Source organism: Sorangium sp. So ce381, assembly GCF_051473845.1.
GTDB lineage: Bacteria > Myxococcota_A > Polyangia > Polyangiales > Polyangiaceae > Sorangium > Sorangium atrum.
Genome location: NZ_CP150336.1, coordinates 8557625 through 8584426, shown reverse-complemented (window position 1 = coordinate 8584426; position 26802 = coordinate 8557625). Strand labels below are relative to the sequence as shown.

At 73.1% G+C, this 26802-nt stretch carries 18 protein-coding genes; 13 read left to right on the top strand and 5 right to left on the bottom strand.

Translation table 11 applies throughout. From position 1 onward, the window contains the following. Window positions 1-350 precede the first annotated feature (350 nt). The 8 genes from WMF29_RS31890 to WMF29_RS31855 all read left to right on the top strand — a co-directional run bounded on the left by WMF29_RS31890 (window position 351) and on the right by WMF29_RS31855 (window position 13006). Window positions 351-2291 (top strand): hypothetical protein, encoded by a 1941-nt coding sequence (locus tag WMF29_RS31890; RefSeq protein ID WP_437323899.1) that lies wholly within the window; start codon window positions 351-353, stop codon window positions 2289-2291. 72 nt (window positions 2292-2363) lie between these two features. Continuing rightward, window positions 2364-3368 (top strand): AAA family ATPase, encoded by a 1005-nt coding sequence (locus WMF29_RS31885; protein WP_437323898.1) that lies wholly within the window; start codon window positions 2364-2366, stop codon window positions 3366-3368. Window positions 3369-3386: 18 nt separating this feature from the next. Further along, window positions 3387-4340, top strand: a complete 954-nt coding sequence (locus WMF29_RS31880) for a DUF58 domain-containing protein (RefSeq protein ID WP_272094834.1) — start codon at window positions 3387-3389, stop codon at window positions 4338-4340. 2 nt (window positions 4341-4342) lie between these two features. Further along, on the top strand, window positions 4343-6250 hold the full coding sequence (locus WMF29_RS31875) for a vWA domain-containing protein (RefSeq protein WP_437323897.1): 1908 nt from the start codon (window positions 4343-4345) through the stop codon (window positions 6248-6250). Further along, entirely contained in the window at window positions 6247-9069 is a 2823-nt protein-coding gene (locus WMF29_RS31870; protein ID WP_437323896.1) for a VWA domain-containing protein, read from the top strand. The genes WMF29_RS31875 and WMF29_RS31870 overlap by 4 nt, the downstream gene beginning before the upstream one ends. A gap of 249 nt (window positions 9070-9318) precedes the next feature. Then, window positions 9319-10224: a homocysteine S-methyltransferase family protein gene (locus tag WMF29_RS31865; RefSeq protein ID WP_437323895.1), complete on the top strand. Its 906-nt coding sequence runs from the start codon at window positions 9319-9321 to the stop codon at window positions 10222-10224. Window positions 10225-10297: 73 nt separating this feature from the next. Then, entirely contained in the window at window positions 10298-11629 is a 1332-nt protein-coding gene (locus WMF29_RS31860; protein ID WP_437323894.1) for a glutamate--cysteine ligase, read from the top strand. 63 nt (window positions 11630-11692) lie between these two features. Further along, window positions 11693-13006, top strand: a complete 1314-nt coding sequence (locus WMF29_RS31855) for a hemolysin family protein (protein WP_437323893.1) — start codon at window positions 11693-11695, stop codon at window positions 13004-13006. Window positions 13007-14733: 1727 nt separating this feature from the next. Here WMF29_RS31855 and WMF29_RS31850 read toward each other — a convergent pair. After that, window positions 14734-16650 (bottom strand): HEAT repeat domain-containing protein, encoded by a 1917-nt coding sequence (locus WMF29_RS31850; protein WP_437323892.1) that lies wholly within the window; start codon window positions 16648-16650, stop codon window positions 14734-14736. A 188-nt stretch (window positions 16651-16838) separates the two neighbouring features. Between WMF29_RS31850 and WMF29_RS31845 the strand changes: the two genes are divergently transcribed. The 5 genes from WMF29_RS31845 (at window position 16839) to WMF29_RS31825 (ending at window position 22248) form a co-directional block, all read left to right on the top strand. Beyond that, the gene (locus WMF29_RS31845) at window positions 16839-17786 is read left to right on the top strand and encodes an XdhC family protein (protein ID WP_437323891.1); all 948 of its coding nucleotides are present in this window, start codon (window positions 16839-16841) and stop codon (window positions 17784-17786) included. Further along, complete coding sequence (locus WMF29_RS31840) at window positions 17783-18421, top strand: nucleotidyltransferase family protein (RefSeq protein WP_437323890.1); 639 nt, start codon at window positions 17783-17785, stop codon at window positions 18419-18421. Before WMF29_RS31845 ends, WMF29_RS31840 begins: the two co-directional genes overlap by 4 nt. A gap of 112 nt (window positions 18422-18533) precedes the next feature. After that, window positions 18534-20864, top strand: a complete 2331-nt coding sequence (locus WMF29_RS31835) for a xanthine dehydrogenase family protein molybdopterin-binding subunit (RefSeq protein ID WP_437323889.1) — start codon at window positions 18534-18536, stop codon at window positions 20862-20864. Further along, window positions 20861-21343 (top strand): (2Fe-2S)-binding protein, encoded by a 483-nt coding sequence (locus tag WMF29_RS31830; protein WP_272094821.1) that lies wholly within the window; start codon window positions 20861-20863, stop codon window positions 21341-21343. Before WMF29_RS31835 ends, WMF29_RS31830 begins: the two co-directional genes overlap by 4 nt. Then, a complete protein-coding gene (locus WMF29_RS31825) occupies window positions 21340-22248 on the top strand; it encodes an FAD binding domain-containing protein (protein WP_437323888.1) in 909 nt (302 codons plus the stop codon). Before WMF29_RS31830 ends, WMF29_RS31825 begins: the two co-directional genes overlap by 4 nt. Here the strand turns inward: WMF29_RS31825 and WMF29_RS31820 are convergent, their stop codons facing one another. From WMF29_RS31820 to hisF, 4 genes are all read right to left on the bottom strand, one after another. After that, window positions 22249-22452, bottom strand: a complete 204-nt coding sequence (locus WMF29_RS31820; protein WP_437323887.1) for a hypothetical protein — start codon at window positions 22450-22452, stop codon at window positions 22249-22251. It lies immediately after the preceding gene. A 233-nt stretch (window positions 22453-22685) separates the two neighbouring features. Next, a complete protein-coding gene (locus WMF29_RS31815; protein ID WP_437323886.1) occupies window positions 22686-23069 on the bottom strand; it encodes a DUF533 domain-containing protein in 384 nt (127 codons plus the stop codon). A gap of 170 nt (window positions 23070-23239) precedes the next feature. Further along, window positions 23240-25954 (bottom strand): hypothetical protein, encoded by a 2715-nt coding sequence (locus WMF29_RS31810; RefSeq protein WP_437323885.1) that lies wholly within the window; start codon window positions 25952-25954, stop codon window positions 23240-23242. Then, on the bottom strand, window positions 25951-26763 hold the full coding sequence (gene hisF / locus WMF29_RS31805) for an imidazole glycerol phosphate synthase subunit HisF (RefSeq protein WP_272094815.1): 813 nt from the start codon (window positions 26761-26763) through the stop codon (window positions 25951-25953). Before hisF ends, WMF29_RS31810 begins: the two co-directional genes overlap by 4 nt. Window positions 26764-26802 lie beyond the last annotated feature (39 nt).

The following is a 26802-nucleotide window of genomic DNA, read 5'->3' as shown; positions in this document are numbered from 1 at the left end:
GGCGCCGTGCGCAGTGGCCCGACCCCTCGTTCCCACGCAACGTACGCATGCCGCCGCCGAGCCGGGTGCAGAGGAACCGTCCGATCAGCGCTCGGAGGGAGGACCCGCACCCACCGCCGGCAGCACGCATCCATGCCGGCAGCACGCTGAGCGCAGAGGCTGCCCTGCACGGGAATCATCAGGGCTCGCCGTGCGTCATTGCCTCATACGTCGCGCGCAGCCTTTACGCACGTCGCACGTCGCGCGGAGCCTCCCAGGAACTTTCGGGCGCCTGACCCGTCAGCAGGTACAATGCTGCGACGTTTCCCCTTCGAGGGCCCCCGCGGGGGGCGCCCGGAGCGCTGAGCACCGTGAGCGACTCTCGCACGAAGCAACTGGACCGCATTCGCAGCGCCGCGCTCGTGGTTGAGCTGAGGCTCCGGTTCGGGCGCGCGCTGCGTGCGCTGCCGAGCGCGCTGACCCTCGCGCTCGCGCTCGCTGCCGGGACGCTCGCGGTGCACAAGGCGCTCCCGGCGTACCTCGGCGAGCCGCGCGCCCGTCAGCTCCTCCTCGGCGCGGGGCTGCTCGTGCTGGCCACCCTCGTCGTGGCGATGCTGCGACGCTTGCCTCCCCGCGCCGGCACCATCGCCCTCGATCGGCACCACGGCCTCCACGACCGGCTGACGATCGCCCTCGCATTCGAGGCGCTGCCCGCAGCGCAGCGCACCCCCCTGATGGAGGCGGCGATCGACGACGCCTGCGAGCACGCCTCAGGGCTGCGCGCCGCTGGCGCCGCGCCGCTCGCGGTCCCTCGCGAGCTCTGGACCTCCGCCGCGGTGGGGCTCGGCGTGCTCGCGGTGGCGCTGCTGGAGGTGCGCACCCCGCGGAAGCAGGCGCCCGTCGCGGCGACCATCGACGCGCTCACCATGTCGCCCGACGACCTCGAGCTCTTCAAGGACGCGGCGAAGGCGCTCGATCGGCAGGACCAGAGCCCGGAGATGAAGTCCGCGGTCGAGCGGTTCAACCAGCTCATCGAGGACATCGCGAACAAGCGCCTCGATCGCACCGAGGCGTTCCGCCGCATGGAGGCGCTCGAGCGCGAGCTCCTCAAGGGCGCCGAGGCCGACCTGAAGGCGCTCGATGAGGCGCTGAAGGAGACGGGGGTCGACCTCAAGAAGAGCGACCTGGCGAAGGGCGTGGGGGAGTCCCTCGAGAAGAAGGACCTCGAGAAGGCGAAGAAGGACCTGAAGGAGCTCGCCGAGAAGCTCCGCGACAAGAAGCAGAAGTTCGACAAGGCCGAAATCGAGCGGCTGCGCAAGGCGCTCTCCGAGGCGGCGTCGCGCCGCAAGGAGGCCCTCGCCGCGATCAACGAGAAGCGCGCAGAGGCGCGCGAGCAGCTCCTCAAGCAGAAGCAGAAGGCCCCCGCGAACGAGCAGGAGCGATCCGAGCAGGAGAGGCTGCTCAAGAAGAAGGAGCGCGATCTGGAGCGGCTCGACCGCGAGGCCGAGCAGAAGGAGCGGACCGGGCGCCAGCTCGATCGGCTCGACCGCGAGCTCGCCAAGGCCGCGGAAGATCTGATGCGCGACCTCGGGATGTCAGCGGACGATCTCGAGCAGGCGGCCGAGGACATCAACCGGATGCAGCAGGAGGAGATGTCCGAGCAGGAGAAGGAAGAGCTGCGCCAGCGGCTCGAGGAGCTCCGGGAGCTCGTGCGCCAGCAAGGGCAGGGGGGCAAGCAGCGGATGGCCAGGATGCTCCGCTTCGGAAAGCGCGCGCGCGGCAGCCAGGGCAGCGGCGACGAGCAGCAGGGGCAGGGCCAACAGGGGCAGGGCGACGGCGAGCAGGAAGGGCAGCAGGGCCAGCAAGGCCAGGGCGGTCAGGGCAAGGGCGGGCAAGGCCAGGGGCAGGAGCTGGTGATCGGGCCCGGCGGCAAGAAGATCCTGATGCCCGGCGGCGGGCAGGGGCAGGGGCAGGAGGGGGCCGGGAGCGGCCAGGGCAACAGCAACGGCGGCAACCAGCCCGGGGGCGACGGCGTCGGCTCCGGCCGTGGCGGCGAGATCGCGGGCAAGCGCACCGACCCCAAGATGGGGACCCAGGACGTCCAGGCGCAGGGGCTCGACACGCAGCAAGGGCCCTCGAACAGCGAGGTGATCCTCAGCGCGGCCGAGCGGGGCTTCAAGGGGACCGGCTACAAGAAGGTTTTCACCGACTATCACACGGTCGCAGAGCAGCAGATCAACAAGGATCAGATCCCTGATGGATACCGGTTCTACGTGAACCGGTATTTCCAGCTCATCAGGCCGCGCGAGTGAGTCGAGCCGGCGGCTCGAACGCGACCGCGCCTCACCAGGCGCCCCGCGACAGCGGGCGCGAAGCAGGAAGTCATGGCCGAGAAGACGAAGGAAGCAGCGCGGGCCGAGGTGGACGAGTTCCGCGCGAGCATCGGAGAGCTGCGCGAGGAGGTGGGGAAGGTCATCGTCGGCAACCGCGAGGTGGTCGACGGCGTGCTCACGTGCATGCTCGCGGGCTCGCACGCGCTGCTCGAGGGCGTGCCGGGGCTCGGCAAGACGATGCTCGTCCGCACCATGGCCGAGGCGCTCGACCTCCAGTTCTCGCGCATCCAGTTCACGCCGGACATGATGCCCGCGGACATCATCGGCACCACGGTCATCGATGAGAACGCGGGCGGGCAGCGGTCGTTCTCGTTCCGCAAGGGGCCGATCTTCGCGAACATCGTGCTCGCCGACGAGATCAACCGGGCCACGCCGAAGACGCAGAGCGCGCTCCTCGAGGCCATGCAGGAGCACCGCGTCACGGTCTCGCGGCAGAGCTACACGCTGGAAGAGCCGTTCTTCGTCCTGGCGACGCAGAACCCCCTCGAGAGCGAGGGGACGTACCCGCTGCCCGAGGCGCAGCTCGATCGGTTCTTCTTCAAGCTGCACGTGCCGTTCCCCAGCCGCGACGAGCTGAACTCGATCCTCGAGCGGACGACCGGCACCGACGCGATCGAGGTGCGGCCGGTCCTGAACAAGGAGCGGATCATCGCCATGCAGCGGCTCGTCCGCGAGGTGCCGGTGGCGAAGCACGTCCAGGACTATGCGGTGCGGCTGCTCCAGGCCACCCACCCCGCCGAGGGAGGCAGCCTCGACGAGGTGAAGCGGTTCGTGAAGTTCGGCGGATCGCCGCGCGGGGCGCAGGCGCTGCTGCTCGCCGCGAAGATCCGCGCGCTCTTCGAGGGGCGGTTCGCGGCGTCGGTCGACGACGTGCGCGCGTGCGCGCTCCCCGCCCTCCGGCACCGCGTGCTGCTCAACTTCGAGGGCGAGGCCGAGGGCGTGAAGACCGACGAGGTGCTGCAGGCGATCCTCAAGCACCTTCCGGAGAGCAAATGAGGCGCCGTCGAAGGTAGCATGGGGCTCTTCGACGCGTTCAAGAGGGCCGCCGCGCCGCTGCGCCGCTTCTCCGCGCTCTCCGCGGGCGCCCCCGACGAGGAGCTCTTCGACGACGAGTTCCAGCGCAAGCTCGACTACCTCGCGATGGTGAGCCGCCGCGTCTTCTCGGGGGCGATGCGCGCGGAGCGGCGAACCAAGAAGACCGGCTCAGGGGTCGAGTTCGCCGACCACCGCGACTACGCGCCCGGCGACGATTTCCGGTACCTCGACTGGGCCGCGTACCAGCGCTTCGACCGGCTCCTCATCCGGCTCTACGAGGAGGAGGAAGATCTCTCGATCTACTTCATCGTCGACACCTCGGCGTCGATGGCGTTCGGCGACGGCGAGAAGCTGCGGCACGCAAAGCGCCTCGCCGCGGCGCTGGCGTACGTGGGGCTCGCCAACCTCGACCGCATCGCGATCGTCACCGCGACCGACGAGATCAGCGGGCGCATGCAGTCGACCCGGGGCAAGGCGCGCATCTTCAGGATCTTCCGCTTCCTCGGGCAGGCGCGCGCCGAGGGCCCGACCGACCTCGGCGAGGCGATGAAGACCTTCGTGGCGCAGCACAAGCGGCGCGGCCTCGCCGTGATCCTCAGCGATCTCTATGATCCGGCGGGCTTCGAGCGCGGCATCAACGTCCTCCGGTACAACCGGTTCGAGCCGTTCGTGCTCCACGTCGTCGACGCGCGCGAGGCCCGGCCTGCGCTGCGCGGGGACGTGCGCGTCTACGACTGCGAGACCGGCGACGAGCGCGAGGTCACGGTGACCCCCAAGGTGCTCGAGCGCTACGCCGAGGCCTACGAGCAGTACCTCGACGAGATCCGCCGCTTCTGCACGTCGCGGCAGGTGAGCTACTTCCGCGCGGACGTGTCCGTCCCCTTCGATGAGCTGATCCTTCGCGTGTTTCGCCGAGGCGGCTTCCTCCGGTAGCGATGCTGCACTTCACCGGCGTTCCGCTGCAGACACTGCTCCAGATCGGCGCCCTCGCCGGGGCCGTGGTCGTCGTCTTCTACATCCTCAAGCTGCGCCGGCGGCCCGTCGCGGTCCCCTTCTCGAGGATCTGGGAGCGCATCCTCCGGGACAAGGAGGCGACGAGCCTGTTCTCGCAGCTGAAGCGGCTCCTGTCGCTGCTGCTGCAGCTCGCGCTCCTCGCGCTGCTCCTGCTCGCGCTGGGGGATCCGCGCCCGCAGGCGAACCTCGTCGAGGGGCGCAACATCGTCGTCCTCATCGACGCGAGCGCGAGCATGCAGGCCATCGACGTCGCGCCCTCGCGCCTCGAGCTCGCGAAGGAAGAGGTCAAGAAGATGGTCCGGGGCCTCTCCGGCAGCGACCGCATGCTGCTGGCCCAGATGGACGCGGCCATCACGCCCCTGTCGACGCTCACCGGAGAGATCTCGGAGCTCGAGGCGGCCGTCGCGGCGGTGAGGCCGACCGACGCCACCGCCGACTTCGCGCGAGCGCTCCGCTTCGCGAGCGACACCCTGAGCGGGCTCCCGTCGCCGGAGGTCATCGTCGTGAGCGACGGCGCGCTCGGCGAGCCGACCGACGCCGGCGGACAGGTGCGCCTCGGCGACATCAAGCTCTCGTACCTGCCGGTCGGCAAGGGATCGAGGAACGCCGCCATCACCGAGTTCTCGGTGCGGCGTTACCCGCTCGACAAGAGCCGCTACGAGGTGATGCTCGAGGTCACCAACACGAGCGACGAGCCCCTCGATCTCGAGCTGTCGCTGCTCGGCGACGGCCAGCTCACGGATCTGACGCGCATCCGGCTCAAGCCCAGGGAGAAGCTGCCCCGCTTCTACCCGAACCTCTCCGGCGCATCGAAGACGCTCGAGGCGAAGCTTTCGCTGGCCGACGGCAGCTCGGACGACCTCCCCGCGGACAACCGCGCCTACGCGCTCCTCCCCGAGCGGCGCCGCGCGCGCGTCCAGGTCGTCTCCGCGGGGAACATGTTCCTCGAGGCGGCGCTGCTCCTCGACGAGTACCTCGACGTGACCTTCGTCGATCCGCAGCGGTACCCGGCGGCCGCCTCGTTCGACGTGACCATCTTCGACGGCGTGGCGCCGAGCGTCGCGCCCGGGAGCGGGAGCCTGCTCTACCTCAACCCGACCGGGACCAGCGTCCCGTTCGAGGTGGGCAAGGAGGTCCTCGACGACGACCCGAACTACCGCCTGGGCTTCGACGAGCTCGACGCGAAGCACCCGCTCCTGCGCTACACGGCGCTCAGCGACGTGAACGTCGCGCGCGCCCACGTGCTCAAGGGCAACAAGGAAGACAGGGTCGTCGGCCGGAGCTACAAGGGCCCGCTGCTGATCGAGGGGCGGCGCAGCGGCGTGAAATTCGTGGCGCTCGGCTTCGACGTTCGCGAGAGCGATTTCCCCCTCCGCATCGCCTGGCCGCTCTTCCTGCTCAACGCGATCAACAACTTCGTCGAGGAGGACACGAGCTACATCTCCTCGTTCCGCACGGGCTCCGTCTGGCACATCCCGGCGTCCTCGTCGGCGGAGGTGGCCAGCCTGGAGCAGCCCGACGGGACGACGCGCACGGTCCCCATCCAGGAAGGGCGCGCCGTGTTCCTCGGGCAGCACGCCGGCTTCTACACGCTGCGCGTCGGCGCCGCGGGCGCGCAGGAGGAGAGCATGTTCGCCGCGAACCTCTCGGCGCCGGAGGAGAGCGCGATCGCCCCGGCCGCCGAGCTCAAGGTCGACGGCCGCGGCGCGGGCGCGGTGAGCGAGTTCAAGATCGGCGTTCGCCGTGAGCTCTGGGTCTACCTGCTCGCGGCGGTGCTCGTCGTGACCGCGATCGAGTGGTTCACGTACCACAGGAGGGTGACGGTGTGAGCGCGTTCCGTGGTCGCAGGCTGCGCATCGTCGCGTGGGCCATCACATGCGTCGCGCTCGGCGGGATCCTGTTCTGGGCGTACCGGAGGTACGTCCTCCTGCACCCGGATCCGACGCTGACGTGGGTGCGCGAGGGGGTGAAGTACGAGCTCCTCAACCCGAAGATGCTCGGCGCGATCCTGCTCGCGCCCTGGTTCGTCGGTGTCCTCGCGGGATCCCTCGCCGACCTCCCCCTGCCGCAGCGCGTGCTCTCGGTGCTGTTGCGGGTCGCGTTCGTCGCGCTGATCGCGCTCGGGCTGTCGCGGCTCGCGAGGTCCGCGACCACGGAGAAGGTCGCCACCATCTACCTCATCGACGTCTCCGAGTCGGTCACCGACGAGGCGCTCGACGACGCGCGCGCGACGCTCGACAAGGCGTTCGCCGAGAGGCCCGAGGACGGCGTCATCAAGGTGATCACCTTCGCGCGGCGGCCGCGGCTCGCCGAGCGCGCGGCCGGCGAGGCGGCCGGTCGCGAGGCGGAGCGGCGCGCGCCGCCCATCGGCCGCCACCTCGACGCGAACGGACAGCGCAGCGATCTCGGCGCAGGCTCGAACCTCCAGGCCGCGCTGCAGCTCGCCTACGGGCTGTATCCGCCCGGCTACCTCAAGCGCGCCGTGCTGATGTCGGACGGCGTGCAGACGGACGGCGACGTGCTCGCCGAGGCCAACCGGGCGCGCGACGTCGGGGTGCGGCTGTTCTCCATCCCGTACCGGCGGCCCGCGCCGCCCGAGGTCGCGGTGCGAGAGCTGAGGATGCCCGACCGGGTCAAGGTCGGGGAGACGTTCGAGATCCACGCCGACATCTATGCGAGCCGCGCCACCAAGGCGCGCGCGCGGCTCTTCCAGGGGGAGGCGCTGAACGGCCTCGAGGGCATCCGGGATCTCGAGCTCAAGGCGGGGCCGAACGACGTCGTGTTCAAGAGCGTCGTGCGCATCGCGGGGCAGGTGACCTACGCGCTCGAGCTCGACCAGATCGCGGACGACAAGTTCAAGGAGAACAACCGGTACGCGACCACCATCGACGTGCCTGGGCGCCCGTCGGTGCTCTACGTCGAGGGGACGCCGCAGCACGCCGGCCCGCTCTCGAGCGCGCTCACCGCGCAGCAGCTCGACGTCGACGTCAGGCCGCCGGCTGGCTTCCCCGGCTCCCTCAAGGAGATGGAGCGCTACGACTTCCTGATCGTGTCCGATACCCCGAAGGAAGCGCTCAGCCTGCAGGGGCAGGAGATCATCGAGAGCTACGTGCGGGATCTCGGCGGGGGGTTCCTCTTCGCCGGCGGCGAGTCGGGGTACGGCCTCGGCGGCTGGTACCGCACCACCATCGAGCGGATCCTGCCGGTCCGGATGGACAACGAGCGAAAGAAGGACATGCCGAGCGTCGCGATGGCGCTCGTCATGGATCGCTCGGGATCGATGACCGGGCTGCCCCTCGAGATGGCCAAGGCCGCGGCGAAGGCGACCGCGGGGGTGCTGTCGTCGGACGATCTGATCGAGGTGATCGCGTTCGACTCGGCGCCGACCCGCTACGTGAAGATGCAGCCCGCGCGCAACCGCTCGCGGATCGCGGGCGAGATCGCGCGCATCCAGCCGGGCGGCGGGACCGAGATCTTCTCCGCGCTCGACGCCGCCTACCAGGACATGACCGTCACGCAGGCGCGCAAGAAGCACGTCATCCTCCTCACGGACGGCAAGGCGTCGACGGGCGGCATCCGGGACCTCGTGTCCGCCATGATCGCCGAGTCGATCACCGTGACCACCGTGGGGCTCGGGAACGACCTCGACGAGCAGCTGCTCAAGATGATCGCCGACGTGGGCGGGGGGCGCTTCCACGCGGTCCCGGATCCGAACAACCTGCCGCGGATCTTCACCAAGGAGACCGAGATGGTCGCGCGCGCCGCGGCCGTCGAGGAGTGGTTTCCGGTGACCCAGGTCGGCGACGCGGCGTTCCTCCGGGGCGTCGACGTCCGCACGGCGCCCAACCTGCACGGCTACGTCTCGACCAAGCTGAAGCCGCCGCCGGCCCAGGAGCTGCTCACGAGCGACAGCGAGGAGCCGATCCTCGCGCGCTGGCGCGTCGGCCTCGGGTGGACGCTGGCCTGGACGAGCGACGTCAAGGCGCGCTGGGCCGTCGAGTGGCTGAGGTGGCCAGGCTTCGAGAAATTCTGGGGGCAGCTCGTCCACGAGCACATGCGCCAGAAGCACCGGCGCGAGCTCGACATGAAGGCCGAGATCGTCGACGGAGAGCTGCGCGCGTCCGTCGACGCGTTCGGGGCCGACGACCGGTTCGAGAACAACCTGACGTCCCGGCTCACCCTCATCGGGCCCGAGCCAGGCGGCGCGACGCGGGTCGTCGACATGCGTCAGACCGCGCCGGGGCGCTACGAGACGGCGCTTGCGCTGGATCGGTACGGCTCGTTCCTCTTGCGGGCGGAGCACCTGCGCGAGGCCGAGGACGGCTCGCTCCGGCCCGTCGCCGTCAGCTACGGGCATGTCTCGAACCCGTACCCCCGCGAGTACGCGAGCTTCGAGCCCGAGCTCGCCATCCTCGAGAAGGCCGCGACGTCGACCGGCGGGGCGGTCGATCCGAACGGCGTGGCGGCCATCTTCGACCCGGCAGGGGAGAAGGTGACGTTCCACGAGGAGCTCTGGCAGCAGTTCATCTACGCCGCGATGGTCGTCTTCCTGCTCGATCTGTTCGTCCGCCGGGTGCGGCTCTTCGACCGGAAGTTCGTCGCGCGCCGGGGCCGAGGGGTAGGGGGCCGGCGCCTCCCGGCCACATGAGGACCCATGGCAAAGCGGAGCCCCTCATGACGGCCGATCCCCCGTTCCTCCCCGGCGCCGGTGCGCGTCCGTCAGGTTGCCCCCGACTGCGCTGCGTGGAACGCTGTGCTCCAGCCCGCTGGCCTGCACCATTTCGCGACGCGGAAGGGCCGTCTTGGGCTAGTTTCCCCTTATAGACCGGTGGTAGAGGAGCCCTGGAAAGCAGCGAAGGACGTGAATGCGCTCGAGGCCTCCACCTCTCGGCCTCCCGTGGGTCGTCCGCTCATCATCGGCGGCGATCCGCTCGCGTCGCTCCGTGGACGAGGCACCGCGGTCTCCTCCACCACCGCCCTCGGCCGGCTGCTCCGCGAGTCGCCTCGAGCGATCGCTGAGCTGCACGAGCAGGAGATCGCGCTGGGGATCGACGTCGTCCGGGCGCTCACGTCCGCCACGACGACGCGCGCTCTGGCGCCCATCGGCATGGCGTTCCGCGCCGCCGCGCTGACCGGAACCGCGGTCGAGCTCGCGACGGAGGCGGCGGGCGCGGCCGCGCGCCGCGTGGCGGTGGCCGGTATCCTGGGCCACACTGCCGCCGCACCCATGGCCGATCGGATCGCGGAGGATTACGCCGTCCATGCGGCCAGGCTGGCGGCGGCAGGCTGCGAGATCCTCGTCGCGTGCGGCTTCGATCCAGCCCAGGCAGCGTGCGTGGGCCCCACGGTCGCGCGGCTCGCGCGCCGCGCGGCGGTGGTCAGCGCCAGCACGACGCAGCTGGCGACGTGGGCGCTCGTGGAGCTCGACGGCGCGGGGCGCACCGCCGATGGCGAGGGGTTCGAGGAGGTCGCCCGGTCGGCCCTCGACAGCGGCGCGGACGCGCTGCTCTTCGAGGTGGCGTCGGTCGATCTCGGGCTCAATGTGCTCCGGCGCCTCGAGGGCGTCGCGCACGAGGTTCAGGTCGGCGTGCTGCTCGGCGCCGAACCTGCGCAGGCGGACGGGGCCGATCGCATCGCGCCCGCCGAGATCTGCGATGCGTGGGCGGCGTCAGCGGCGCGGCTCATCGAGGCGGGCGCGCGAATGCTCGGGGGAGGGACGGGGACAACGCTGGCGCACCTCGGCGCGCTCGCGAAGATGCTCCGTACGGCGCAGCGCGCGCCCCTGCTCAGGCGCGCGCTCTAAGCGAGAACGAAACCCAACCGGAAACGTGATGATGGCCGATGCAAGCCACGGGAGTGAGTCGAAGTCTCAACCGTTGGAGACGTTCGACGATCTGTTGTTTCCCTTCCACGAAGCCACGAAGCCCGAAGCCCTTCACCGGATCGGCGCCGAGGCGGAGAAGTTCGGGGTCGACGCCAGGACGGGCGCTGCCCTCCCGTACGAGGGCGCGCGGAGCGTCCTCGCCGTGCTCCAGGCGCTCGTCGAGCGGCACGGCTGGGCGCCCGAGCACGAGGTCCCCGGCGGTCCGCTGATCGCGCTCGCCCGGGCTGGCGCCTCGGTGACCCTCGAGCCAGGCGGGCAGCTCGAGCTGTCCGGAGCGCCCCTCGAGAACATCCACCAGATCTGCATGGAGATGAGCGGGCACCTCGCGGAGCTGCGGGACATCTCCGCCGAGCTCAAGCTGGCCTGGCTCGGCATCGGGTTCCACCCCTTCGCGTCGCAAGCCGAGCTCTCCTGGGTGCCCAAGGCGCGCTACGCGATCATGCGGCGCTACCTGCCGACGCGCGGCGCGCACGGCCTCGACATGATGCGCCGCACCGCCACCGTGCAGGCGAACTTCGACTACGCCAGCGAGGAGGCGGCGATGCGCGCGCTCCGCGTGTCGCTCCGGCTCTCCCCGCTCGTGACGGCGATCTTCGCGAACTCCCCGTTCTACGAGGGGGCGCTGTTCGGCGGGCGGAGCTACCGCGCCAAGGTCTGGCTCGACGTCGACGCCGCGCGGCAGGGGCTGATCCGCAACGTGCTCGAGCGCGGGCGCCGCTTCTCGGACTACGTCGCGTGGGCGGTCGATGCGCCGATGTTCCTCATCAAGCGCGACAGCGCGGTGATCGAGAACACGGGGCAGACCTTCCGCGACTTCCTGGAGCACGGCTTCGAGGGGCACCGGGCCACCCGCGGCGACTGGGAGATGCACCTCAACACGCTCTTCCCGGAGGTCAGGCTGAAGCGGACCATCGAGGTCCGCGGCGCAGACTCGCTGCCGGCCAACCTCGTCTGTGCGCTCCCGGCGCTCTGGGCAGGCATCCTCTACGACGCGCGCGCGCTCGACGAGGCCGACGCCCTGTCCGAGAGCTTCAGGTTCGACGAGCTCGAGGCCGTGCGCCCGCAGATCGCCGAGCGCGCGCTCCGCGCCACGTTCCGCGGCAAGCCGCTCGCGGCGCTGGCCGAGCGGCTCGTCTCGATCGCCTCGGGCGGCCTCGAGCGGCGCGCGCGCCTGAACAAGAACGGCAAGGACGAGCGCGTCCACCTCGATCGGCTCAGCGCGCTCATCGCCAAGGGGAACTCCCCGGCCGATGCTCTCGTCGATGGACTCAGGAACGACGACCCGGACCTGCGAAGCAAGATCCTCGAACGTGCGAGGATCTAGCCGCGGCTCGTCGCCGAGGAGGCGCGGGGCGGCGGGCGCGCCCGGGGGAGGACGTCGATCGGCATGACGCTCGTCTATCTCCTGGGCACCGCGCTCCTGGTGCTCCTCAACGCGTTCTTCGTCGCGTCCGAGTTCGCCATCGTCAAGATGCGGCCGACGCGGCTGGAGCAGCTCGTGCGCGAGGGGGACGCGCGGGCCCGGCTCGCGCTCCAGATGTCGCAGCGGCTCGACGCGTACCTGTCCGCCAACCAGCTGGGCATCACGCTCGCGTCCCTCGGGCTCGGCTGGATCGGCGAGCCGGCCATCGCCCAGCTCATCGAGCCGTTGCTCGCGCCGCTCGACGCCTGGTCGGGGGTCGGCGCGCACGCCATCTCCGTCGGCATCGCGTTCATCCTGATCACGTCGCTCCACACCGTGATCGGGGAGCTCGCGCCGAAGTCGCTCGCGATCCAGCGGACGGAGAAGGTTACGCTCTGGGCGGCGCGGCCGCTGCACGGGTTCTTCGTCCTGATGTGGCCGGTCATCTGGGTGCTCAACTCGATGGCGAACGGGTTCGTCCGGCTCTTCGGGCTCCGCCCGGTGGGCGAGGAGGAGATCGCGCACACGTCGGAGGAGCTCCGGCTGCTGTTGACCAAGAGCCCTGCGGGGCTCGATCCCGCGCTGCGCAGCATGCTCGTGCGCATCTTCGACCTGCGCCGGCGCACGGCGAGGCACGTGATGTCGCTCCGCTCCGACGCGGCGACCCTGCGCGCGAACATGACGATCGACGAGGCGGTGCGGATCGTGGCCGACGCCGGGTACTCCCGGTACCCGGTGCTCGACGAGCAGGGCAAGAACGTGCTCGGCTACCTGCACCTGCGCGACCTGTTCGACGTCCTGAGCCACCGCCGCCGCGCGGCGCGCGTCGCCGAGCTGCTCCGCAAGCCGATCTTCGCGCGCGAGAACACCTCGGTCGAGCGCCTCCGCCTCGAGATGCAGGCGCGCCAGGTGCCGGTGGCGATCATCACGTCGGCCTCGGGCGAGTTCATGGGGCTCGTGACGATGGAGGACCTCATCGAGGAGATCGTCGGCGAGATCCGCGACGAGAACGACGAGGAGGTGCCGCCCATCCACCGCCGCGGCGGCGGCATCGTCGACGTCGACGGCCGCGTCCTGCTGGCGGACCTGGAGCGCGACGCGCACATCGTGCTGCTGCCCGAGGTGAAGACCGTCGAGACGGTCGGCGGCTACATGCTCGGCCGGCTCGAGCACCCACCCGAGGCGGGCGAGCGCGTCGAGTGCGAGGGCTACACGCTCGTCGCGATGGATGTCGCCGGTCGGCGGGTGCGGCGCGTCCGCATCGTCCCGACCGACGCGGCAGGGGGCGAGCGGTCATGACGAGCGCGGCTCCCCGCACCGGGGATCCGCGCGCCAGCGCCGTCCGTCAGGGGCGCCGCCCCCGAACGTACGCGGCGAGGCGCGCACCCTGGAATCGGTCGCCCCGGGGACGAGCGGCGCGCGGATCCAGGTACAAACTTCGGCGGACCGGTACTACCCTGGCTTCGTAAGTGGAAACGCTTGCAACTCGGATCTTGCGCGATGGCCCGCTGAACGAGCTCGATGCCGTCGGCTGGGCCATTCGTCTTGCGAAGCGGATCGAGGCGCTTCACGCCCTCGGCGTCGCGCACGGCGCCATCTCCCCGGAGTGCGTGCTCACGACCGCGGTCGATCGCACCTCGAAGGCGATCCTGGCCGACCTGCGCCAGACGCCGAGCCGCATCGCCTACCAGTCGCCCGAGCGCGTCGGAGGCGGGACGCTCTCGGCCGGCGACGACGTGTGGGCCATCGCGGCGACGCTCTACGAGGTGCTGACGGGGGCGAGCGCCTTCGGCGGCGGGAGCGACGCCGAGACGCGGCAACGGATCTCGAGCTCCTCGCCGGCGCCGCTCGCCGTCTTCGACGTGGGCGACGACGATCTCCAGCGGGTCCTCGACGATGCGTTCCAGCGCGATCGCTCCGCGCGGACGACGAACGCCGCCGCGTTCCGGCGCGCTCTCGAGGAGTGGCACCCCGATCCCGCGGTGCGCGCGCTGCTCCCGCTCGACGACGAGGACGCGACGAACGACGAGGACGACGACGAGGTGCGCACGCTGATGCGCGTCTCGCCGTTCAGCTCGAGCCAGCTCGACGAGGTCATCGCGCAGCGCGCGGCGGCGGCGGCCGCGGGTCAACCGGCGCCGCCCCTCCCGGCCGAGCGCGCGCGGCCCCCGGCGGCGCAGCCCGGCGCGCCGGCTCCCAGGCCGGGCGCCGCCCCGATCCCCAGGGCGCCCGCCCCGGCTCCGGCCACGCAAGGGCGCGCCCCGGTCGCGCGAGCGCGCGTCCCGGGCGTGGGGGCGGTCCCGGTGACCCAGACGTCCGGCGACGCCCGTGAGGGCTCGGAGCCGAGGATGGCCGCGCGGGAGGCGACGCCCCTGAACCTCCGCGGGCCTGCTGGGCCAGCGGCCGCAGCGCCCGCGCGCTCCGGAGGAGCGGCGCCCGCCGCATACCGCGCGCCCGACGCGGGGCGGCCCGCTCCGGGCGCGGCGCCGCCGGCTGGAGGGCCTCGAGAGCCGCCCGCGGTCGGGGCGCCAGCGCCGGCGTTCCCGGGGCGCGAGCGCCCGGACGCAGAGCCCGACGCTGTCGCGAGACCTCAGCCACGGAGCGGCGAGCTGCCTTTCCTCGGCGATCTCGACGGGGACATGCTCGACGAGCCCACGCTCGATGCGCCCACGGTCGTCGACGATCGCGACGATGACGAGGACGACGACGACGTCCCCACGCGGACGCGGGAGGCACCGACGCCGGTCGCGCCGCACCCGGTCGACGCGACGCCGACGCTCGGCGCTCCCCTGGCGCTCGCCGATGCGGCGGCGACAGGTCGCTCCGGCGCGGCGCCGCTCGAACGAGCAGCGGGGGCGCCCGCGGCCGCGTCGTCCACGAGGGCCGACGCGGGGAGCGGCGCGCTCCTCGGACCGAGCTCCGCCGCAGCCGGCGCGCTCAGCCCATCGCAGCAGGCCTCGCCGGCCCCGCGCAGCGCCGTCGCCGCGCAGCAGAGCGCGGCGCCCGCTCAGAGCGCGGCGCAGGGCTCAGCCGCGCCGGCCCCGTCGCCCCTCGGCGCGGCCGACGGCTTCGGCCTGATCACCGACGTGCCGCCTGACCGCTCGGGGCGGCTCGGGATCATCATCGCGGTGGTGGTGGCGCTGCTCCTGGCGGTGGGGGCGATGCTGTTCGCCGCGCAGCTCGGCCTGCTGGGGGCCGCGCCCACCGCGCCCGGCCGGGGGGTGGTCGAGCCGGTCCCCGCGCCGGCCGTCGCGTCGATCGTTGCCCGCTTGCGGCCGGAGCGCCTCCTTGTGGAAGCTCTGGATCTGCGCGTCGAAGCCGCCCATGTCCACGCGCAGGAGCGCCTCGGGCCGGAGGCCTGAGCGGCGCGCGATCGCCTCGGTCCGCTCGGGGAACGGCGAGATCCACACCATCCTGCCGCCCGGCGCGAGCGCGTGCGCGGCGCCCTCGACGAAGCGGTCGAGCATCGCGTCGAGATCTCCCGTGCGCTCGACGCGCCGGCCGAGGGGCGGGTTCGTCAGGATCAGCGTGGGCGCCTCGCCCGGGGGCGGCGCGCCGAGCGCGTCGCGCTGGAGGAGCTCCGCGCCCCGCGCGCCCGCGGCGTCGAGGTTCTCGCGCGCGATCTGCAGGGCTCGCGGATCGCGATCCGAGCCCACGAGGCGCCGGTACGGTCCGAGCAGGGCGCGCTCGCAGAGCTCCAGGCCGGAGCCGACGAACGGATCCCAGACGACGTCGTCGCCGCGCGCCCCCGCGATGCGCGCGAGCGCGGCCGCGATCGTCGGGTGCGACGCCGCGGGCACGTCGCCCCGGCGGTACGCGAACCGCGGGTCGGGCAGGCGCGGCGCGAGCTCGACCCGCGCCCGGCCCGCGCCCTCGTAGACGACCACGTCCCACGTGCTCTGGGTCGGATCGTTCACGAGCTCCGGGGCCTCCGCCTCCACGGCCGCCGCGGCGCGGAACACCGCTGCCCGGCGCTTGCCGCCGCCGGCCCAGTCGATGCGGTAGCGGATCGCGCCCTGGGTGAAGCGGCGCAGGATCTCGCGCGCTTCCCGCGAGAGCAGCCGCTCCGCGACCGCCGCGGCGAGGTCGGCGCCCTCGTCGAGCTTCCGCAGCGGCAGCGGGAGCGCGAACGACAGCATCGTGCGCGCCCCGAACAGGACGTCGAGGCGGCCGCTCAGCACCACCTCGACCCGCGTGCCGCCGCACGGATCGCTCCGGAGCTCGGGGACGAGCGCCCCGCCGGGAGAGCCCGCGTCGAGCGCCGCGAGCTCCTCGGCGAGGATCGCCTCGAGCCCGCGCCGGCAGCGCACCGCCACCCGGAGGGGGCGCTCCGGCGCGCGATCGCCGGCGATCTCGGACGGCTCGCCGCGCGTTAGGGTCCTCCTGGCCAGGAGCTCGGCGCGCGCGCGCACGCCGGCGATGTCGTCGCCGTCGAGCTCGGCCAGCGCGTCGAGCGCGGCGCCGCCGCCGACCTTGCCGAGCGCTTCGATCAGCGCGCGGCGGACGTCGGGCGAGCGCTCGCTGCGCGCCGCCTCGGCGAGCGCCTGCTCGACGAGCGATCGCCCGGCGTCCGCCGCGTACGGCTTGCCGAGCGCCACCGCCGCCATGCGGCGCGTGCGGCGATCCTCGTCGCCGAGGCAGGCGAGCAGGTAGTCGCGCGCCCGCTCCGAGACCTCGGGATCGATCGGCCCCGAGGCCATCAGCTTGCCGACGAGCCGGGTGAGCGGCGCGCGCAGCGCCGGCGCCGCGCCGGCGGCGCGCTCCAGCGCGGCGGGCAACGCCGCAGCGCCGGCGCGCCGCAGCGCCCGCTCCGCCAGCTCGGCGGGCTCACCGGACGTCTCGAGCAGACCCATCAGGGCGGCGAAGTGGCGGCGGCCCGGCGTGAAGCCCGGATCGGAGAGGGCGCGCTGTAGGTCGGGGTCGAGCGTGGCGGGGGGGGTCATCGTGGCTTGTAACTCCGCGTTTTTATCTGGATCCTGGCGGTCACAGCGGGCCGGGATCTCGGGGGGACGCCTGCGCCGCTCTCCGAGCGCGCTCGACTTTCGCGACAAGCGCGGCGTTCCAGCAAGCTCTTTCGGCGCGGGGGCTCCGGCCCTCTCGTTTTCGGTCGCCGGGCCGCTAGAGTTTCATCATGCCGGATCTGAGCCAGGTCATCCCGAGGACGGCATTGCCGCACGATGTGCTGCGGGCGGCCCTGGGCGCGCTCGAGGCGGGGCGGCGGGTGGTGCTCGCCTCGGTGGTGGCGCGGCACGGGTCGGCGCCGTCGACGCCGGGGCAGAAGCTCTGCCTGTTCGAGGATCTCACCGCGATCGGCACGATCGGCGGCGGCGCGATCGAGCGGGCGGCGCTCGGGATCATGGCGCGCGCGCTCGACGAGCTCGCCAGCACCCCGAAGCTCGAGACCTTCCGCCTGGGCCCGAGCCTCGGCATGTGCTGCGGCGGCTCGGTCGAGGTCCTCATCGAGCCGATGCTTCCCGCGATGCACGTCCTCGTGATCGGCGCCGGGCACGTGGGCGCGTTCGCCGCGCCGCTCCTCGCGTCGCTGGGCTTCCGGGTCACCCTCTGCGACGCGCGCGTCGCCGCCGTCGACCCTGCTCGCGTGCTGCCGGCCGCCCCGCTCGCCGGCGTGCCGCTCTTGGACGACGGCGCGCGGCAGGGGCCCCTGCCCGGCGCGCTCGCGGAGCAGGTGCGGCTCGTCCTCGCCGAGCACGACGACCCGGAGGTGCTGACGGGCCTGCCGAGGGAGCTCGGCGAAGCGGCGGCGCTCGTGATGACGCACGACCACGCCCTCGATCAGGAGGCGCTCGCGTGGGCGCTCGCGCGCGGCTTCGGGTACGTGGGCGGCGTCGGGAGCCGCGCGAAGGCCGCGCGCACGCGCGCGCGGCTCGATGCGAAGGGGGTGCCGGAGGGCGACGTCGCGCGGGTCAGGATGCCGGTCGGCCTCGATATCGGGGCGCGCACGCCGGCCGAGATCGGCGTCGCCCTGGCCGCGGAGCTCGTCGCGTGGCGCGCGGGGCGGCAGCGCGCTCGATGGTCACCGGGCGGACCCACGCCCGCCGGAGAGGAGCAGGCTCGATGAACCGTGTGACCACGATCGTGCTCGCCGCTGGCGCGGGCAAGCGGCTCGGGGGGCCGAAGGCGCTCCTGGCCTGGCCGTCATCGACGAAGGGGGGGGCCGAGCGGCCGCTGGCGATCGCGCACGCGGAGGCTCGCCTCTCGGCCGAGAGCGCGCAGGTGCTCGTGGTGGTGCGCAGCTCCGTCTTTCACGCGCTGCTGGCCCATGTGCAGCCGGGCATCGACCTCGTCTCGTGGTCCGCGCCGGACGACCTCGGGCCGGCGGGCTCGCTGGCCGTCGCCGCGCCGCGCATCGGCGACGCCGACGCCGTCATCGTGACGCCGGTCGACGTGCCCCCCGCGCGCGCCGCGACGGTGGCGCGGCTGCTCGCCCGTCTCGAGGCGGGCGCGTCCTTGCCGACGCCGCCGCTCGCGGTGCGGCCGCGGCACCTCGGCCGCGGCGGGCACCCGGTCGTGCTGCGCACCGAGGCGCTCCAGCGTTACCTGGAGGCCGATCCGCCGCCGCTCCGGGATCACCTGAGGGCGCTCGGCGACAGGTGCGTCGACGAGGAGGTGGACGATCCAGGGGTGCTGCACGACCTGAATGTGCCGGTCGACGTGCTCCGCGTGCTCGGAGGCCCGCCGCGTTTTCTCGCCTGAAGGCGGCCGGGCGATGATCGAACGTCCACCTGCGCGGTTCGCACGCGCGCGGCGCGCTCGGGTCGACGCCTCCCGGGTGACCGGGCTATCGTCGGTGAGGAGGAGCATACGAATGGCGACGAGCCCTCCAGCGTCAACGAGCACCGTGGGGAGCAGCGTGCCCCGCACGGACGGCCCTCTCAAGGTCACGGGGGCGTCGCGCTACGTCGACGACATCCCGGCGATGCCGGGGGAGATCTTCGGGCGCACCGTGCGGAGCCCCGTGCCCCGCGGGATCCTCAGGGGGGTGCGGCTCGATCCCGCGTTCGACTGGAGCGACGTCACCGTCGTGCTCGCCGAGGATGTCCCAGTCAACGTGGTCGCGCTGATCCTGGACGATCAGCCGATCCTCGCGACCGGAAAGGTGAACCACGCCTACGAGCCGATCGTCCTGCTCGGCTGCGCGGACCGGCTGAAGCTCGCGCGGGCGGTCCAGGCCGTCGCGCTCGACATCGACCCGCTGCCGCCGGTGCTCGACGCGCGCGCCGCGCGGGGCGGCGGGGAGATCATCTGGGGCGCCGACAACGTCATCAAGCGGTACCTCATCACGAACGGGTGCGCCGACGCCGCGCGGGAGCGCGGCGAGGCGAGCGAGGCCGCGATCGACGCGGCGCTCGCGCGCTGCGAGGTGGTCGTCACCGGCACGTACGCCTCGCACCACCAGGAGCAGCTCTACATCGAGCCGCAGGGGGTCATCGCCTGGTGGGACGAGGCAGGCGCGCACGCGACGGGCTCGATCCAGTGCCCGTTCTACGTCCACAAGGCGTTCCTGAAGGCGTTCGGGCTCCCTCCCGATCGGATCCACATCACCCAGTCGGTGACGGGGGGCGGCTTCGGGGGCAAGGAGGAGTACCCGTCGATCATCGCGCTCCACGCGGCGCTGCTCGCGAGGAAGAGCGGCCGCCCGGTGCGCATGATCTACGACCGGACGGAGGACATCGAGGCGACGACGAAGCGCCACCCGGCGTCGTGCGAGATCACGAGCGGCTGCGATCGCGACGGCGCGCTGCGCGCGCTGAAGATCCGGATCCTCATGGATGGCGGGGCGTACGCGACGCTGACGCAGGTGGTCCTGTCGCGCGGCGCCCTCCACGCCGCGGGCGCCTACCGCTGGGACGACGTGTGGATCGAGGCGACCGCCGTGGCCACGAACACGCCCCCGAACGGCGCCTTCCGCGGCTTCGGCGCGCCGCAGACGATCTGGGCGATCGAGCGGCACCTCGACCGCGTCGCGCGGGAGCTCGGCTGCGATCCGCTCGACCTGAAGGCGAAGAACGTGCTGCGCCCCGGCGACTCGACCGCGACGGGGCAGGTGCTCCGCGTCAGCGTCGCGGGCGAGGAGTGCATCACGCGGGCGATCGCGGCGAGCGGTTACCGGCAGAAGCGCGCGGCCGGGCCGGTCGTCCGCGGGCGCGTGGCGCGGGGGATCGGGCTCTCGGTGTTCAAGCACGGCGCGGGCTTCACCGGGTCGGGGGAGCGCTACTACAAGGGAAAGGTCGCGCTGGATCTCGCGCCCGGCGGGCGGCTCCGCATCCGCACGGCGTCGACGGACATCGGCCAGGGGACGGAGACGGTGTTCCGGCAGATCGCCGCGGACGCGGCGGGGCTGCCGCTCGATCGGGTCGAGTTCGCGGTGCCGTGCACGACGACGGTGCCTGACTCGGGCCCCACGGTGGCGTCGCGTACGGTGATGGTGGTCGGCTCGATCGTCGAGGCCGCGGCGCGGGAGCTGGCGAGCCGCGTGCGCGAGGAGCAGGCGGCGCAGGAGCCGGGCGCCGGGGAGGGCGACGCGGGCGCCGCGGCGGCGTTGCCGGCGCTGAGCTTCGAGGAGGCGGCCGACCGGCTGCTGGCCCGCGAGGGCCAGGTGACGTCGCTCAAGCAGTACGAGCCGCCGGGCTACGTGCGCTGGGACGACGAGGCCTACAAGGGAGACGCGTACCCGTGCTTCGGCTGGGCGTGCGACGTGGCCGAGGTCGAGGTGGACCTCGACACCTTCGAGGTGACGGTCGTCGACTTCTGGTCGGCCACCGACGTGGGCAAGGCGATCCACCCGGTGATGTGCAAGGGGCAGATCGAGGGAGGCAGCCTGCAGGCGATCGGCTGGGCGCTCTCCGAGGAGATCGTCTGGCAGGGCGGCAAGATCAAGAACCCGCGGATGACCAACTACATCATCCCGACGTCGCTCGACGCGCCGCCGTTCCATGTCGTGCTGGTCGAGGAGCCGTTCCCGTTCGGTCCGGGCGGCGGGGCCAAGGGCATCGGCGAGATGCCGATGGATGGCGGCGCGCCCGCGGTGGCCGCGGCGATCGAGCACGCGACGGGGATCGCCGCGTGCGCGCTGCCGCTCACGCCGGAGCGCCTGCTCGAGGCGGCGTGGTCGACGGGGAGAGGGGAGCGTCTATGAAGGTATCGCTCGTCGTCAACGGCTCGCCGCGCGAGGTCGATCTGCCGCCGCTCTCGCGGCTGCTCGACGCGCTCAGGGGGCCGCTCGGGCTCACGGGCACGAAGGAGGGGTGCGCGGAGGGCGAGTGCGGCGCGTGCACGGTGCTGCTCGACGGCGACCCCGTGAACGCGTGCCTCGTCGCGATCGGGCAGTGCGAGGGGCGGCGCGTGACGACGGTCGAGGGCCTCGCCTGCGCCGGACACCTGTCGCCGCTGCAGCGCTGCTTCGTCGAGGAGGGGGGCGCGCAGTGCGGGATCTGCACGCCGGGCATGCTCCTCTCGGCGGAGGCGCTGCTCGCGCGGAGCCCGGATCCGTCGGAGCTCGAGGTGCGCGAGGCGCTCGCCGGCAACCTGTGCCGCTGCACCGGGTACCAGCGGATCGTCGAGAGCGTCCGCGCCGCTGCGGCGCTCCGCCGCGGCGGGGGAGGGGCGGCGCCGTGAGCCTCGCGGATCTACGCCTGTTCGAGATGCGGCACGTCGCCGGGCTCGGTCCGCTGTGCGAGATCGTGGCGGAGCGGGCCGCGCTCGGCGCGCCGGTCACGCTCCTGGCAGGCGGCACCGACTGGGTCGTCGAGCAGGAGCTCAGGCCCCCGCTCGAGGTCGCGGCAGGGGGCCCGGCGGCGCCGCCGCTCGTCGTCGACGTGTCCCGGCTCTCTGATCTGCGAGGCATCTCGCTCTCGGGCGACACGCTCCGGGTGGGGGCCGCGACGACCTACCTGGAGATGCTCCGGAGCGACGCGATCGCCGCGCGGGCGCCGCTCCTCGCGCGGATGAGCCGCGACGTGGGCGCGGTGCAGATCCAGGCGCGCGGCACGCTCGGCGGCAACCTGGCCACGGCCTCGCCGGCCGCCGATGGCGTCGCCGCGCTCGCCGCCTACGACGCGACCATCGTGGTGCAGAGCGTCCGCGGGGAGCGGCGCATCCCGATGAGCGCCCTGCAGACGGGCTACAAGCGCACGTCGCGCGCGCCGGACGAGGTGATCGTCGCCGTGGAGATCGCGCTGCCGGCGCCAGGGTCGCCCTGGTACTGGCGGAAGATCGGCGCGCGACGGGCGCAGGCGATCTCGAAGGTCGCGCTCGCGGGCGTGGCCGAGGTGCGGTCCGGGCGCGCCGCGCGGCTCGGGCTGGGGATGGCGTCGGTCGCGCCGACGACGGCGCTCCTGCCGAGCGTGCGCGCGCTTTGCGTGTCCCGGCCGCTCGCCGAGCTCACCGGGGCGGAGGTCGACGCAGCGGTGGCCCAGGACGTCTCGCCGATCGACGACGTGCGCTCGACGAGGGCTTACCGGGAGCACTGCGCTCGCGGGGTGGTGCGGGAGCTCCTTCGGCAGCTCGGCGCGCCGGTCTGATCATTCCATCCAGTCGAGCTGCGCGACGTCGGGCCTTCGGCTGCGCCCGCCGGGGTGTGTCGGGCGTTCGTACGACGGCGGCGGGAGCGGCGTCTCCACGTCCATGTCGTGGCAGCGCGCGCATCGCCGCGGGGTGGTGGTGCCGGCCTGGAAGATGGTGACGCAGCCGCAGGCTGGGCAGATCATGCCGATGTCGTAATTCATGAGCACTCCTCGACGACGAACGCTCCGGGGCGGTCCGAGCGGCGGGAAGATGCGCTGATGGGGCGACGTGTGGGCGACGGCGCGGCAACATCGCGTGCAAGGGGGAGTGTGGATGCCAGGCTCCGGGGCTTTCCAGAACGAGCGGAGAAGCGCCCTCGGTCTGGCGGCCGGCCTGTTCCGGGAACGGCGGATCGGTAACGGCGAGGCCCGCAGCGCGCGCCGCTCGGGCTGCGTCAGAGCAAGGTCAGGAGGCGTCGGGCGCGGGCCTCGGCCGCCTCGATGATCTGCGCGGACTCCGGCTCGGGGAGCTCGAGCTTCTTGGTCAGCGCGGCGATGTACTGCTTCTCCGCGTCGTGCTGCTCGCCGTCGACGAACGTGAGCAGCACGGCGTGCTGCAGCAGCGCGCGGCGGTCGTCGCCGCCGAGCTCGCCGACCGGGACGTCGTCCAGGGTCCTTCGCTGGGAGGCATAGGCGCGGATCTCCTTCGCCTGGTCCTCGTTCGCCTCGAACGCCGCGATCAGCCCCTCCACCATCTCGCGCTCCGCCTCGTGGAACTCGCCGTCCGCCCACGCAACGCTCACGAGCGACTTCACGATCGCCATGCTCTGCTCTTGCATGGCGACGAGTGTCGTCGCTCCCCCGGGCCAACGTCAATCGCGAGGGGAGCGACGGTCTCCCGCACAGGAGACGGGCCCAGATCGGCGTTTTCGGCGCGCAAGCGCACTCCAGTGCGCTGAGCACCGAAAACGTCGAGGTGGGCCCGTATCCGAAGCGGGAGACCGCCGCTCTAGAGCGCTCCGCGTGCGAGCGGCTCCGTCAGCGAGGCGAAGACGTCGGGCCGCAGCGTTCCGGCGAGCCCGGCGCAGAGCAGGGCGAGCGCGAGGAGCGCAAGCCACAAGGAGAGACCCCTTCGGCGCGGGGCCACCAGCGGGACAGGCGGCCTGCTGCCGGCGTCCGTTGGGACGACATGAGCAGATTCGGGGGGGGCGAGCTCGGGTGCGACGGGGCGCTGCGCCCCGGCGAGCGGCGGGCGCGCGCCGGCGACCGCTAGCGCGGACGTCGCGGAGACAGCAGCGACCGGGGGCGGCGTCCGGGTGAGATCGAGGCCAGCGAGCGCCTTCATGCTGCGCGCCGCGCGGCGCTGCGTGCTGTGCTCGGACTGCGCGACGAAGCGCGCGACGAGCTCGTCGACCCGCGAGGCGCCTGCGTCGACGCCCTCCGCGGGAGGGCGCGCGCTCCGGGATCGCCGCGAGGCGTTCCACACGATCGCATCGATGGGACCGAGCTCCGCCGGGCACGGCGTTTCTTCTGGCTCTGCGTCGGCGGTAGACTGCGCTGAAGCTGCATCCGTGGGCACGAGGTCCGCGGGCGGCTGCTCGGGAGCCAGATCGGCGGGCGGCTGCTCGGGAGCCAGATCAGCAGGCGGCTGCTCGGGAGCCAGATCAGCAGGCGGCTGCTCGCGAGCGAGATCAGCAGGCGGCTGCTCGGGAGCCAGATCGGCGGGCGACTGATCGAGAGCTGCGTCCGCGGGCAGTTCCTCGGGAGCCAGAACAGCGAGCGGTTCCTCGGATGCTGTTGCATCCGCGGGCAGTTCCTCGGAAGCCAGAACGGCGGGTGGTTCCTCGGATGCTGCTGCATCCGCGGGCAGTTCCTCGGAAGCCAGAACGGCGGGCGGTTGCTCGAGTGCCGCGTCAGCGGGCGATTGCTCGGGCGCTTCGTCCTCGGCGGGCGTACCGGCGTGCGCGGTTTCCGGACCGTCGGCGTCCGCCGTCAGCAAGGCTTCGACCGGCGCGGCCGGAGTGTCCTCGGCGGGCGTGCCGGCGTGCGCGGTTTCCGGACCGTCGGCGTCCGCCGTCAGCAAGGCTTCGACCGGCGCGGCCAGAGCCGTCGGGATCGGCGCAGCCGGAGCGTCGTCGTCGCAACGCGTCGGAACGGGCCAGGGCAGCGTGTGCCGCGCTGCGGGCGTCTCCTCGAACGGCGCGAAGGCCGCTCGAGGACCCGCTGGCACGGCGAGGTCCGACCGACGGACGAGCGGCCAGGCGCCATAGGCCGGCGTGACCTGGAGCGCCGCGTCCGGCGCCATGAAATGGATCGCGGGCGCGCGCGACGTCTCGATGGGCTCCGGGACGTCGGTCGCGCCGGCGGGCGCCTCCGCCACGCGGGAGAGCACGGCCTCGCCGGCCGCCTCCCTCTCCTCCCAGACGGCCGTGGCCACGGTCGGAGTCGGCTCCTGCGAAAGCGGGACGACGTCGGCAGGCTCGGGGGAGAACTCGACGAGGATCGACGCGGTCGGCGTCGGTTCCCGGGAAGACAGCGCGACGGCAGCAGGGCCAGGGGAGAAGTCGACGAGGAGCACCTCGAGCCCCTCGGGGCTCGTGAGCGCTTCGCTGCAAGCGGAGGCACCGCAGGCGACGAGCGATGGCGCTGGCACGGGCCGCGCTCCTTCAGGCGCGATCTCCACGGCCGCGCGCGCGATCGGCGCCACGGGCGCGATCGACCGAGCTGGCTCGACGAGCTCCGGGATGATCGGGATCTCGGCCGGCGCCGGGGCGACATCGAGCTCCACCACCGCCTGCACGATGGTCGGGGTCGGCTCCGGCAGCGCCTCGACGTGCTCGCTGGCGTGCGATGCGCGCTCGGGCGCCTCGGCCTGCTGGCCGGCGTGCGCAGGCGCCGTCGCGACGTCGGGACACGGCTCGACTGCCACCGCCACGGCACCATCGCCTGCGGTCGCAGGCGCCGGGAGCGCTGCCCCGGAGGTCGCGCACGCGACCAGCCCGGGGCTGAGCGTGAGCTCCACGATGGCGGGCGCGATCGGTCCGGGGCTGAGCGTGAGCTCCACGATGGGATGCTGCAGCGGCGCAGCGGGGGCGTCGCTGCGCGGGGCAGCGGGGGCGTCGCTGCGCGGGGCAGCGGGGGCGTCGCTGCGCGGGGCAGCGGGGGCGTCGCTGCGCGGGGCAGCGACGGTCGCATCGCGCCGCGCGTGCTCCGCTTGCGGCGGCGGCTGCATCTCCTCCGCTTCCGGCGCGGCAGGCTTCGCCTGGACCTCCGTGCGCGGGCGCCTCAGCCGGCCGGCCTCCTTGGCGCGCAGCGTCTCACGGGCGAGCCGCGCCAGCGCCCGCCGGGCGGCGTTGCGGTTCACCGGGATCAGCGCGGCCTCGAGCTCCCGCGCGACCGCTTCCGGGTCCTGCTCGTGCGCGGGGCGCGGGCGCGCCGTCGCCGTGAGGTTGGGCATGCTGCCGGCGGACGCGGCGAGCAGCCTGGCGAGCAGGTCGCGCAGCAGCCTCGCCGCCTCGGCCGGCGCCACCGCCTCGCCGCGCGTGCGCACCGTGACGGTGCCCTCGGTCGTGAGCAGCACCGCGCGATCGTCGAGCCTGAGGGGCAGGCGCGACGTCGCGTCGCTCACGGCGAGCGCGAGGTAACCCGAGGTCTCCGGCACCAGCGAGGCGCTCCGCGCGTGCGCCGCCGCGACGACCTCCTCCAGCGTGACGCAAGCGCTCACGACCGCCCCCGGCCCGCCGCGTCGCCCGGCCCGCCCGCGCGCGCCGGCCTGACCGGCACCCCCGCCGCCTCGAGGTACGCCTTCGCTTCGCCGATCGTGTACTCGGCGTCGTGGAAGATCGACGCGGCGAGCGCGGCGTCGGCGCCGCCCTCCACGAGGCCGGCGCGCAGGTGATCCAGCGTCCCGACGCCGCCCGACGCGATCACCGGGACCGGCACGGCCCGCGCGATGGCGGCGGTGAGCAGGAGGTCGTAGCCGTCGCGCGTCCCGTCGCGGTCCATGCTCGTGACGAGCAGCTCGCCCGCGCCCGCCCGCGCGATCTCCTCGGCCCACGCGACCGCGTCGCGCCCCGTGTCCCGCCGGCCGCCGTGGGTCACCACCGTCCAGGCCACGCGCGAGGGATCCGCGATCCGGCGCGCGTCGATCGCCACGACGATCGCCTGCGCACCCCAGCGGTCCGCGGCGCGCCGCACGAGGTCGGGATCGTTGACGGCGGCCGTGTTGATCGCGACCTTGTCCGCCCCCGCGTCGAGGAGCGCCTCGATGTCCTGCTCGGACTTGACGCCGCCTCCGACCGTCAGCGGCGTGAACAGCACCTCCGCCGTGCGCGCCACGACGTCGAGGATGATGCCGCGCTTCTCGTGCGACGCGGTGATGTCGAGGAACGTGATCTCGTCCGCTCCCTCCGCGTCGTAACGGCGGGCGGCCTCGACGGGATCGCCGGCGTCCCGCAGCCCGACAAAGCGGACGCCCTTCACGACGCGGCCGTCCTTGACGTCGAGGCACGGGATGATGCGCTTCGCGAGCATACGTCCGCGTTAGCCTACCTGCCGCGTCAGGGCCAACTG

Bases quoted from the DNA above. Each gene is read 5' to 3' on its own strand.
- WMF29_RS31885 (WP_437323898.1), top strand. From the start codon at position 2,364: ATGGCCGAGAAGACGAAGGAAGCAGCGCGGGCCGAGGTGGACGAGTTC.
- WMF29_RS31880 (WP_272094834.1), top strand. From the start codon at position 3,387: ATGGGGCTCTTCGACGCGTTCAAGAGGGCCGCCGCGCCGCTGCGCCGC.
- WMF29_RS31875 (WP_437323897.1), top strand. From the start codon at position 4,343: ATGCTGCACTTCACCGGCGTTCCGCTGCAGACACTGCTCCAGATCGGC.
- WMF29_RS31855 (WP_437323893.1), top strand. From the start codon at position 11,693: ATGACGCTCGTCTATCTCCTGGGCACCGCGCTCCTGGTGCTCCTCAAC.
- WMF29_RS31850 (WP_437323892.1), bottom strand. From the start codon at position 16,650: ATGACCCCCCCCGCCACGCTCGACCCCGACCTACAGCGCGCCCTCTCC.
- WMF29_RS31845 (WP_437323891.1), top strand. From the start codon at position 16,839: ATGCCGGATCTGAGCCAGGTCATCCCGAGGACGGCATTGCCGCACGAT.
- WMF29_RS31840 (WP_437323890.1), top strand. From the start codon at position 17,783: ATGAACCGTGTGACCACGATCGTGCTCGCCGCTGGCGCGGGCAAGCGG.
- WMF29_RS31835 (WP_437323889.1), top strand. From the start codon at position 18,534: ATGGCGACGAGCCCTCCAGCGTCAACGAGCACCGTGGGGAGCAGCGTG.
- WMF29_RS31830 (WP_272094821.1), top strand. From the start codon at position 20,861: ATGAAGGTATCGCTCGTCGTCAACGGCTCGCCGCGCGAGGTCGATCTG.
- WMF29_RS31820 (WP_437323887.1), bottom strand. From the start codon at position 22,452: ATGAATTACGACATCGGCATGATCTGCCCAGCCTGCGGCTGCGTCACC.
- WMF29_RS31815 (WP_437323886.1), bottom strand. From the start codon at position 23,069: ATGCAAGAGCAGAGCATGGCGATCGTGAAGTCGCTCGTGAGCGTTGCG.
- hisF (WP_272094815.1), bottom strand. From the start codon at position 26,763: ATGCTCGCGAAGCGCATCATCCCGTGCCTCGACGTCAAGGACGGCCGC.